Source organism: Micrococcus sp. KRD077, assembly GCF_017168505.1.
Lineage (GTDB): Bacteria > Actinomycetota > Actinomycetes > Actinomycetales > Micrococcaceae > Micrococcus > Micrococcus luteus.
On the sequence record NZ_JABFAZ010000077.1, the window covers coordinates 1 to 9,363 of the forward strand.

Genomic DNA, 9,363 nt, shown 5'->3' on the forward strand with positions numbered 1-9,363 from the left:
CGTGGGGGAAACGCCCGGTTCCATTCCGAACCCGGAAGCTAAGGCCCACAGCGCCGATGGTACTGCAGCCGGGAGGTTGTGGGAGAGTAGGTCGCCGCCGGACATTCTTTGAGGGAGGGCCTCGCACCGTTGGGTGCGAGGCCCTTCCCGCATTCCCGGGAGGATTCACCGGGCGGCCCCGTGCGATCGGCACGGGGCTTTCTGCGTTCCGGGGTGCCTCCCCCTCGGCGCTCAGAGCTCCTCGCCGGCCCGCAGCCGCGCCGTGAGCGCGCGGGTGAGCCGGCGGCGCAGCCGGCCGTGCTCCGTGCTCTGCTCCCGAAGGCGCGCGTGCACGGCGTCGGCATGGGTGGGCTTCTCCGAGTCGGGGAGAGCGAGGAAGTCGCACAGCAGCGGCTCCAAGCGCCCGGTGAGGGCGAGCACGAGCTCCTGGGTCTCCACGGGCCGTGTGCGCTGCAGGCGAGCCCAGGCCGGCGCGTACTCGGCGGCGTGCTCGACCATCTCCCACGCGAGGGCCCAGCTGTCCGGGCGCAGTCGGTGCCGCTCCGCGCGCAACAGCTGTCGCAGGGCGGCCACGGCCTCCTCGAGCTCGGCAGCGGCCGGGGCGCCGTCGTCGTCGGGGGAGGGGCTCACGGAGGAACGCAGGAACGGCCACCAGCTCATGCCGGCCTCTCTCGGATTCGTCGGGTGCGCAGAGGTCTCACGCGTGCGATTCTGCCCCGCATCTCGGTTTGGCGGCACCCGGCGTGGCTGGTATAGTCGCTCTCTGTTGGATTCAGGTCTGAGACCTCCAACGGGGTGTGGCGCAGCTTGGTAGCGCGCGTCGTTCGGGACGACGAGGCCGCAGGTTCAAATCCTGTCACCCCGACCAGAAAGAGCCCCCGCCGGATCGGCGGGGGCTCTTCTCGTCTCCGGGTGCTCACCGGGTGCGGGGCGTCAGTCCTGGCGGGACTCCAGGAATTGCAGATGCTCGGGGCGCGCCGGGTCCACTTCGCCGGCCACGTCGTCGTGTTCGTCCACCCAGTCCTTCACGTACGGGCACACGGGGACGATCCGGCGGCCCGCGGCCACGGTGTCCTTCAGCGCCTCGCGCACGAGGGTCGAGGCCAGGCCCCGGCCCTCGTACTGGTGGTCGACCTTGGTGTGCGGGAAGATCCGCTGGGCCGGGCCGTCGGCGGTGTCGTCGTCGATCGCCACCGTGAAGCCGGCCACCGTGCCCGCGTCATCGACGACGATCTCGTACCTCTCCCCGTTCTTGCGGACCTGCGGGTGCTCCAGGCTGGGGGTCTGCTCGGTCATGGTCGGTCCTCTCGTTCCTGGGTGGATCCCGCCGCCGGGCCGGCGGCGGGGAAGGGGTCAGCCGTCCCGGCGCCGCACGGGGTGATGGGACAGGATCGAGATGCGGTTCGTCAGGTTCATCACGATCGCGACCCACTGCACGGCCGCGTACTGGGCGTCCGTGAGCACAGCGGCCGTGGAGGCCTGCACGTAGTTCAGCTGCTCCTGCTCGGGGAGGTCCGTGACCGCCTCGGCGAGCTCGAGCGCGGCGCGCTCCTGCTCCGAGTACACGGCCCCGGCCTCACGCCACGCCGGCAGCAGCCCCAGACGCTGCACGCTCAGGCCGGCGTCGGCGCCCTGGCGGGTGTGCCGGTCCAGGCAGAACACGCAGCCGTTGAGCTGGGAGACCCGGAGGTTCACGAGCTCCACGAGCTGCCGGTCCAGCCCGGCCTGCTCGGCGGCACCGCGCGCGGCCGAGGCCAGCGGCCCGACCGCGTGCCACGCCTCGGGCACGGCCTTGTCGAGGAAGAACGCGAGGAGGTCCTGGCGGGGTGCGGGGGTGTCAGCGGCGGTCATGGTCCTTCACTGTCTCGCAGAACGGGGCGGTGGGCCACGGACCGGGTGCCCGGCCCGGACGGGCTTCCGGCTCAGATCCGGCCCCGACCGGCTCAGAATCGGCCGGACGAGCCCGCCCCGGAGAACGAGCCGCCCGAGGATCCGTAGCCGGTCCCGGAGGAGCTGGACTGCGCCTGGCGGTGGTCCTGGACGGACCGCTCGCCGGCCTGGTGGCCCGTGGTGAAGGCCACCACCGTCCAGTAGGCATCCGCCGGCAGCGCGGAGTCCAGGATCGAGCCGCGCCCGGACCGGGCCGGGCCACGGTGCGAGCGCAGCTCGTCGCGGAGCAGCTCACGCTCGGCCTCGTCCTTGCCGAAGGCCGCCACCTCGGCGTCGGCGAGGGCGGAGACGAGCCCGGTCAGGCGACGCCGCAGCGCGTCCAGCTCGTCCAACGCCGCGGCCGGGGTCAGGCGCTCGTCCTGCAGGTCCGCACCCAGCGCCTCGAGCCGGTCCTGGGCCTCGGTGCGGAAGGACTCCAGCGCGGCGACCGCGGACCGGACGGGTCCGGCGGAGCCGACGGAGGAGGCCAGCGTGCCGACGGCGTCCAGGTCGGCCCGCAGCGGGGCGGTCTGCTGGTCCCACGCCGCCGGCCACCCCGGGTGGCGGTTGAGGAAGGTGTTCGCCGCGGCCACGGCGTCGTCGAGGCGGTCGAGCTCACGGGCGCGGTCCCGGACGTCCTCCGCGGCCCGGGCATGCTCCGTGCGATGCAGGCTGCGCTCCGGCAGGGCCTCGAGGCGGTCCAGCTCCGCCGACGCGTCGAGCGTCTGGCGCCGGAAGTTGCGGAAGCGCTCCATCAGCGCGGCCGCGTGGGGCGAGTCCTCGGGCACCGTGGACGCGTTCACCTCGGTGGCGTCCATCTCCAGGGTGACGGAGGTCAGGTGGGTGCGGGCCTCGGCCAGCAGGTCGGCCGTCCGGCGGCGGCGACGCCGTCGGCTCGCGAGTGCCGCGGCCGCGGCGCCGCCGCCCGCCACACCGACGATCCCCGCGCCGAACCACAGTTCGGGAGCCTGCCACCAGGGGCGCCCGATCAGCTCGGCGGCGGCGTCCGTCACATCCACGACCGTGTCCGTCCACCGGGCCGCACGGGCCGCCTCGTGTCCGGCCTCGCGCACCTCCCGCAGCCGGTCCGTGCTGAGCATCCGGTCCTGGCCCACGTACACCCCGATCAACCGGTTGTCCGGGTCGAGCGCCACGATCACGAGGTCGTCGGCCCATTTCTGGCCGTCCGCGCTGATCCAGTCCGGGTACTCGGCGCGAGCCCGCTCGAGCACCCGCCCGTTGAACGCCTGAGACGCGCGGTCGTCGTCCAGCGCGGACAGGTCCGGGCCGCGCTCGGTGACCACGGCGACGCGGGTCGGCTCCCGGAACTCGATCCCCGCCAGGTCTCGGCGCAGCTGGGCGGGGTCGATCACGCCCGCGTCATCCACGAGCTCCACCTGGTCCCAGGCCACGGCGTGGGCCTGCGGCGCGGCGGCGACGACGGCGCCCGTCACCCCCGCCGTGACCGGCAGGGCGACGACGGTGGCGGACGCCGCCGGTCCGGTGAGGGCGGCGGCGGACAGGGCGACCGCGGTGAGCGTGCGGCGGGCGATGCGGTGCGGCGGACGGGTCACGGGGCCTCCTGGACGGGTCGGCGGTCCCGCCCAGCCTAGGTACCGCCGGGCGGGTGGCGCCTCAGCCGGTGGGCGCGTCGGCGAGCAGCGCGGCGAGCCGGCCGGCGTCGTGCGCGGTGCCGAACCCCGCCGCCCCCGGCTCGAGGACCCCGGCCCGGTCGAGGCCCGTGTAGGGGACCGCGTCGAAGCCCATCGCGGTGACGAGGGCGACCACCGTGTCGCGCGCGGCGGCGACCGCGGCCGGCTCGGGCGCCGCGTCAGTCCGCTCGGTGCCCACCGCGAGGGCGCGGCGCGGGGCCGTGGCACGCCCGGCATCCTCCAGGTCGTGGTGCGAGATCTCCGAGAACGCGCGCACGACGGGCACGCACAGCCCCGCGGCGGCCCAGCGCGCGGCGATCCGGACGGAGCCGGGCGCGCCGTCGTCGTCGAGCCACGCCGGGACCGGCTCGTCCCCCCACGTGTTGGTCAGGTCCACCACGGCGCGCGTGGCCGGCCCGGCGAGGGCGAGTGGGTCGACGTCGTCCAGCGCCTCGCGCGGCACGGCCACGACGACGAGCTCCGCCTCCGCCGCCAGGTCCTCGGCCGACACGGCGACGGCCTTGGGCGCGTAGATCGTCAGGTGGCGCTGGACCGCCGCGGGGCGCCGCGTGCCCGCGACCATCACCCGCGGGGCGGCCGTGCCCGGGGAGAGGCGGGGGATGCGCGCGATCGCACGTGCCAGCGCGGTGCCCGCCCGCCCCGCACCGAGGATGCCGACGACGCGGGGCAGGGCGTCCGCCGGCGCCGCCTCAGACGAGCTCATTGCGCTGGCGTCCCAGCCCGGTGATCTCCACCTCGACGACGTCGTCGGGACGCAGCCACGGGCGGCGGCCCTCGGCGTCCCGGCGGGCCAGGGCGACCCCTGCGGGCGTGCCGGTCAGGATCAGGTCACCCGGGTTCAGGGTGATCAGCTGCGAGGCGTAGGAGACCAGCTCGGCGGGGGAGAAGACGACGTCGGCGACCCTGTCCTCCTGACGCAGCTCACCGTTGACGTGCGTGAGGACGCGCGCGTCCGCCGGGAACTCTTCCGGGGTGACCAGCCACGGACCCACGGGCGTCGAGGCCTCCCACACCTTGCCCTGCAGCCACTCGGAGGTGCGGCCCTGGAAGCCGCGCATGGAGATGTCGTTGGCCACCGCGTAGCCCGCGATGTGCTCCGGGGCGTCCTCGACGGCGATGCGTCGGCCCGGCTCCCCGACCACGATGCACAGCTCGCCCTCGTAGTCGACCCGGTGGTCCTCCTCGGGGACCTCGATCGGGTCCAGCGCACCCGTGAGGGACTGCGGGAACTTCGCGAACAGCGTCGGATGCTCGGGGCGATCCAGGCCCGTCTCGTCGATGTGGTTCGTGTAGTTCAGGCCCACGCAGAACACCTTGGTGGGGAAGGGCACGAGCGTGTCGTAGACGAGGCCGGAGGTGTCCAGCAGGAGGGACCGGTCGGCCTGCGCCGCGCGGAGGGCACCCTCCACCATCTCCCGCTGCTCCTCCGGCGTGGCGGTGAGGTACTCGCCGACGTCGCGACAGTCCGGCAGGGCGACGGCGCGCACGGCGACCTCGGGGTCCTCGGGGTGCACGGAGGTGATGACCGCGGCGAACGTGGCGCCGGGGTAGGCGGCGTCGGAGTCGGGCTGGCGGAACGTGGCGAGCTTCATGGACCCATCCCATCACAGGGCGGCGGGTCCGGACCCGGGGCGGGCGGACGTGAGACGGTGAGGCCATGAGCACAGCCTCCACGCATCCGCCGCTCGACCTCGACCCGACCCCGGCCACCCCGATCGTCCTCGGGACCATGGCCTGGGGGTCCGTTCCCCCGCCGCCCCCGGACGCCGATCCGGGGGCGGGGCCGGAGGGGCCCGCGGGCGCAGCGCAGGCCGAGGCGGCCGTGGAGCGTGCCCGCCGCGCCCTGCGCGCCGGGATCGAGGCCGGCGTCGACCTGCTGGACACCGCGGACATCTACGGGGCCGGCCGCTCCGAGGAGACCGTCGGCCGGCTGCTGCACGAGCTGCCCTACGAGGAGCGCTCCGCCCTGAAGGTGCAGACCAAGTGCGGGATCGTCCTGCACGAGACGGACCCGGCCGGGCGGCGTCTGACCCGCTACGACTCCTCGCCCGAGCACGTGCGCGCCTCGCTGGAGGGCTCGCTGTCCCGCCTCGGCGAGCAGCGCGTGGACACCCTGATCATCCACCGGCCCGACGTCCTCACGCCCGTGGCCGACACCGTGCGCGCCTTCCTCGACGCGCGGGAGGCGGGCCTGGTCGGCAAGCTGGGCGTCTCCAACCTCGGCGTGGGCCGCGTCCTCGAGTTCCAGCGCGAGCTCGAGAGCCAGGCGGCGGACGGGACCGGGCTGGCGTGCGTCCAGGTCGAGCTCGGCCTGCACCACCGCACCCTCGTGGAGGCGGTCGTGCTCGCCAACCACCCGGACGCCCCCGCGGACGCCGACGCCGGGCGCCTCGGCCCGGTGTGCGCCGCGGAGGGGATCGAGCTGCAGGCCTGGGGTCCGCTGGGGCAGGGTCGGTTCAGCTCCGGCGACGACGGCGCGGCCGGCGTCGTCGGCGAGGTCGCGGCGGAGCTGGGCGTCAGCCGGGAGGCCGTGGTGCTCGCCTGGCTGCTGCGCCTGCCGTGGGGCGTGCGGCCCGTGATCGGCACCCAGGACCCGGAGCGCGTCGCCGCGTGCGCCGAGGCGGCCTCCGTGGCCGAGGCGATGGACTCCGCGCAGTGGCACCGCCTGTGGACCGCGGCGCGGGGCCGGCCGCTGCCTTGACGAGGCGCGACCGGCCGCGTGCCCTCCCGCCGGAGTGAGGCCTGTGTCACACTGGGACATGGACTTTGCGAACGTCGACCTCGTGACCCCCTGGATCCTCTACTGGCTGGCCTCACTGACCCTCGTGGTCGGCGGCACGCTCGTGGTCGTCGGCCTGTGGCGTGCCCGGCGGCACCGGCGCTTCGCCGCGACCCACGGCCGCAACCCGGAGATCGGACTCCTCGAGGACACCCGCACCCAGCGCGGGGTCGGGGCTGTCGCGCTCGCGGCCGCCGTCGCCCTCGGCGCGACGGGCGCCGTCCTGCACGTCCAGGGTCTGGACGCGTTCCGCGGCAACCTCGAGGCGAAGTACGGCTACACCGCGGTGGACCGCATCCGCCAGTCCGGCCCCGGCTTCGTGGCCGATCTGACCCAGGCCGACGGCACCGTGCTGCGCGACGAGATGGTCCTGCTGGAGTCCTCGGGCGAGCCCGTCGTCGGGGAGGACATCTTCGCCCGTCCGGTCGAGACGCGTTGACCTTCCCGCCCCGGCCCGTCGGGCCTGATGCCGCGTCGGGGGCCTCTGTTAGCGTCGCCGCGTGAGCACCTCGACCGTCCGTTCCGCCCCCGCGTCCACCTACCGGCTCCAGGTCAGCCCGGATCTGCCGCTGGAGTCCGTGGCCGGGCTCGTGCCCTATCTGCGGCGCCTGGGCGTGGACTGGCTCTACCTCTCGCCGCTGCTCGAGGCCGAGCCCGGCTCCGACCACGGGTACGACGTCGTGGACCCCACGCGGCTGGACGCCGCCCGCGGCGGGGCCGAGGGACTGGACGCGGTCGCGCGCGCCGCGCACGAGGCGGGCATGGGCGTGCTCGTCGACATCGTGCCGAACCACGTGGGCGTGGCCACGCCCCAGGCCAATCCGGCGTGGTGGGACGTGCTCACCCACGGTCCCGAGGCGGCGCATGCGGCGTGGTTCGACGTGGACTGGGCGGCCGGCGGCGGCTCCCTGCTCATCCCCGTGCTGGGAGACGGCCCTGACGGGGACGCGGACGCGGAGCTGGACCGTCTCGTCGTCGACGCCGAGGGCGGCCGTCTGCGCTACTGGGACAACGTCTACCCCCTCGCCCCCGGATCGCTCGAGGCCGCCGAGACGGAGACCGGGCTGCGCGCCGCGGAGGTCTTCGCGGCGGCGGACCCGGCGAAGGAGCCGACCGCGGAGCAGGCCCGCCTGGCCCGCGCCGTCCACGACCGCCAGCACTACCGGCTGGTCGGCTGGCGCCGCGGCGACGCCGAGCTGAACTACCGCCGCTTCTTCACCGTCACCACGCTCGCGGGCGTCCGGGTGGAGGAGCCCGAGGTCTTCGACGTCGTCCATGCCGAACCCGCCCGCTGGGTCCGCGAAGGGCTCGTGGACGGGCTGCGCGTGGACCACCCGGACGGCCTGGCGGACCCGGCCGGCTACACGCGGCGCCTGCGCTCCCACGTCCTGCCGGAGGGCTACCTCGTGGTGGAGAAGATCCTCGAGCCCGGTGAGTCGCTGCCCGCGGACTGGCCCGTGGACGGGACCACCGGCTACGACGCGCTCGGCGAGGTCGAACGCGTCTTCATGCACCCCGAGGCCGCCGGCGATGCGGCCGAGGACGCGCGCCGTCGTCGGGAGTGGGACGAGGCCGTGGTGCGGGCCAAGCACGACGTGGCCACCGGCTCCCTCGCGGCCGAGACCGCCCGGCTGGTCCGGGAGGTCCGCGCCGTGCACGCCCTCAACGCCCACCCGGACGAGGACGTGGCCGCCGCGTTCGCCGCCGTGCTCGCCCGCCTGCCCGTGTACCGCACCTACCTGCCCGTGGGCCTGGCCGTGCTCGAGGGCGCGCTGGCGAACGCGGCCGCGGCGGAGCCGGGCCTCGCCGACGTGCTCGGCGACCTGCGGCCCGAGCTGACCGACCCGGACTCGCCCGTGGCCCGCCGGTTCCAGCAGACCTCCGGCATGGTGATGGCCAAGGGCGTCGAGGACCGGTCCTTCTACCGGTACACGCGGTGGGCCAATCTGAACGAGGTCGGCGGAGACCCCTCCCACGTCGCCCTGTCCCTGGCCGACTTCCATGCCGCCCAGCAGGCGCGCCATGCCGCCTGGCCGACGGCCATGACCACCCTGAGCACCCACGACACCAAGCGCGGTGAGGACGTGCGCGCCCGCATCGCCGTGCTCGCCGAGGAGCCCGACCGCTGGGCCGCCGAGCTCGCGGAGCTGAGGCGCCTCCACCCGCTCGGCCACCCCGACGCGGAGCGGCTGCTCTGGGAGTCCATCGTGGGCGTCTGGCCCACGGACGGCACCGCGCCGGAGGAGGAACGGATCCTCGGCTTCTTGCAGAAGGCCTCCCGCGAGGCGGCCCTGGCCACCACCTGGACGGACCAGGACCCCGAGTTCGAGGCCCGGCTCGCCGCGCTCGCCGCCGCCGTCACCTCCCCCGAGGGGCCTGCGCGGGGCGTGCTGCAGGCCGTCGCGGACCGTATCGCCGAGCCCGGCCTCGTGGTCCAGCTCGGCCACAAGCTCGTCCAGCTCGCCGCCCCCGGCGTCCCCGACGTCTACCAGGGCACGGAGGTGCCCTTCCCCACCCTCGTGGACCCGGACAACCGCCGCCCCGTGGACTTCGCGGCCCGGGCCGACCTGCTGGACCGCCTCGACGCCGGCCACACGCCCGGCCTCGACGACCCCGCCGCCGCCAAGCTGGCCGTCGTGGCCGGCGTGCTGCGCGCCCGCCGCGACCGGCCCGAGCTGTTCACCGGCCACCGCCCGCTCGACGTCTCCGGCCCCGCCGCCGAACACGCGATCGCGTTCGACCGGGGCGGGGCGCTCGCCGTGGCCACGCGCTGGCCCGTCCGCCTCGCGGCCGCGGGTGGCTGGGGCCAGACCGTCGTGACCGTGCCGGCTGGGCGGTGGGAGGACGCCGTCACCGGCCACCCCGTCCACCCGGACGCGCGCGGCGCCGTGCGCCTCGACGAACTGCTCAGCACCCTGCCCGTCGCGCTGCTCGTCCCGGCGCACGCCCCGTCCGACCGCCGAGAGAGGACCGCCCCGTGAC

Annotated in this window: 9 protein-coding genes, 1 tRNA gene and 1 rRNA gene; 5 read left to right on the forward strand and 6 right to left on the reverse strand. The window is 75.3% G+C overall.

Translation table 11 applies throughout. From position 1 onward, the window contains the following. Positions 1 to 103 (forward strand): 5S ribosomal RNA (gene rrf, locus J1M39_RS11515); the annotation flags it as partial. Between the two features lie 128 nt (positions 104 to 231). On the opposite strand, the gene J1M39_RS11520 is transcribed toward rrf, so the two are convergent. Next, positions 232 to 660: a hypothetical protein gene (locus J1M39_RS11520; protein WP_144860329.1), complete on the reverse strand. Its 429-nt coding sequence runs from the start codon at positions 658 to 660 to the stop codon at positions 232 to 234. A gap of 131 nt (positions 661 to 791) precedes the next feature. On the opposite strand from J1M39_RS11520, the gene J1M39_RS11525 reads away from it, so the two are divergent. Next, a tRNA-Pro gene (locus J1M39_RS11525) sits at positions 792 to 868 on the forward strand. 65 nt (positions 869 to 933) lie between these two features. Here the strand turns inward: J1M39_RS11525 and J1M39_RS11530 are convergent. The 5 genes from J1M39_RS11530 to J1M39_RS11550 form a co-directional block, all read right to left on the reverse strand. Then, positions 934 to 1,296 (reverse strand): GNAT family N-acetyltransferase, encoded by a 363-nt coding sequence (locus J1M39_RS11530; RefSeq protein WP_070709497.1) that lies wholly within the window; start codon positions 1,294 to 1,296, stop codon positions 934 to 936. A gap of 57 nt (positions 1,297 to 1,353) precedes the next feature. After that, complete coding sequence (locus J1M39_RS11535) at positions 1,354 to 1,851, reverse strand: carboxymuconolactone decarboxylase family protein (RefSeq protein ID WP_206496818.1); 498 nt, start codon at positions 1,849 to 1,851, stop codon at positions 1,354 to 1,356. A 92-nt stretch (positions 1,852 to 1,943) separates the two neighbouring features. Further along, positions 1,944 to 3,503, reverse strand: coding sequence for a DUF5129 domain-containing protein (locus J1M39_RS11540; RefSeq protein WP_020625722.1), 1,560 nt, complete (start codon positions 3,501 to 3,503; stop codon positions 1,944 to 1,946). A gap of 61 nt (positions 3,504 to 3,564) precedes the next feature. Then, positions 3,565 to 4,305 (reverse strand): NADPH-dependent F420 reductase, encoded by a 741-nt coding sequence (locus tag J1M39_RS11545; protein WP_020625723.1) that lies wholly within the window; start codon positions 4,303 to 4,305, stop codon positions 3,565 to 3,567. Further along, positions 4,292 to 5,194, reverse strand: coding sequence for a fumarylacetoacetate hydrolase family protein (locus J1M39_RS11550; RefSeq protein WP_020625724.1), 903 nt, complete (start codon positions 5,192 to 5,194; stop codon positions 4,292 to 4,294). Before J1M39_RS11550 ends, J1M39_RS11545 begins: the two co-directional genes overlap by 14 nt. 65 nt (positions 5,195 to 5,259) lie before the next feature. Between J1M39_RS11550 and J1M39_RS11555 the strand changes: the two genes are divergently transcribed. The 3 genes from J1M39_RS11555 to treY all read left to right on the forward strand — a co-directional run bounded on the left by J1M39_RS11555 (position 5,260) and on the right by treY (position 9,362). After that, complete coding sequence (locus tag J1M39_RS11555) at positions 5,260 to 6,303, forward strand: aldo/keto reductase (protein ID WP_020625725.1); 1,044 nt, start codon at positions 5,260 to 5,262, stop codon at positions 6,301 to 6,303. Positions 6,304 to 6,361: 58 nt separating this feature from the next. Beyond that, the gene (locus tag J1M39_RS11560; RefSeq protein ID WP_020625726.1) at positions 6,362 to 6,820 is read left to right on the forward strand and encodes a hypothetical protein; all 459 of its coding nucleotides are present in this window, start codon (positions 6,362 to 6,364) and stop codon (positions 6,818 to 6,820) included. A 61-nt stretch (positions 6,821 to 6,881) separates the two neighbouring features. Beyond that, positions 6,882 to 9,362: a malto-oligosyltrehalose synthase gene (gene treY / locus J1M39_RS11565; protein ID WP_206496819.1), complete on the forward strand. Its 2,481-nt coding sequence runs from the start codon at positions 6,882 to 6,884 to the stop codon at positions 9,360 to 9,362. The last annotated feature ends 1 nt before the right edge of the window (position 9,363 follow it).

Coding starts and splice junctions, on each gene's coding strand:
- J1M39_RS11550 (WP_020625724.1), bottom strand. CDS start 5,194: ATGAAGCTCGCCACGTTCCGCCAGCCCGACTCCGACGCCGCCTACCCC.
- J1M39_RS11545 (WP_020625723.1), bottom strand. CDS start 4,305: ATGAGCTCGTCTGAGGCGGCGCCGGCGGACGCCCTGCCCCGCGTCGTC.
- J1M39_RS11520 (WP_144860329.1), bottom strand. CDS start 660: ATGAGCTGGTGGCCGTTCCTGCGTTCCTCCGTGAGCCCCTCCCCCGAC.
- J1M39_RS11555 (WP_020625725.1), top strand. CDS start 5,260: ATGAGCACAGCCTCCACGCATCCGCCGCTCGACCTCGACCCGACCCCG.
- J1M39_RS11560 (WP_020625726.1), top strand. CDS start 6,362: ATGGACTTTGCGAACGTCGACCTCGTGACCCCCTGGATCCTCTACTGG.
- J1M39_RS11530 (WP_070709497.1), bottom strand. CDS start 1,296: ATGACCGAGCAGACCCCCAGCCTGGAGCACCCGCAGGTCCGCAAGAAC.
- J1M39_RS11535 (WP_206496818.1), bottom strand. CDS start 1,851: ATGACCGCCGCTGACACCCCCGCACCCCGCCAGGACCTCCTCGCGTTC.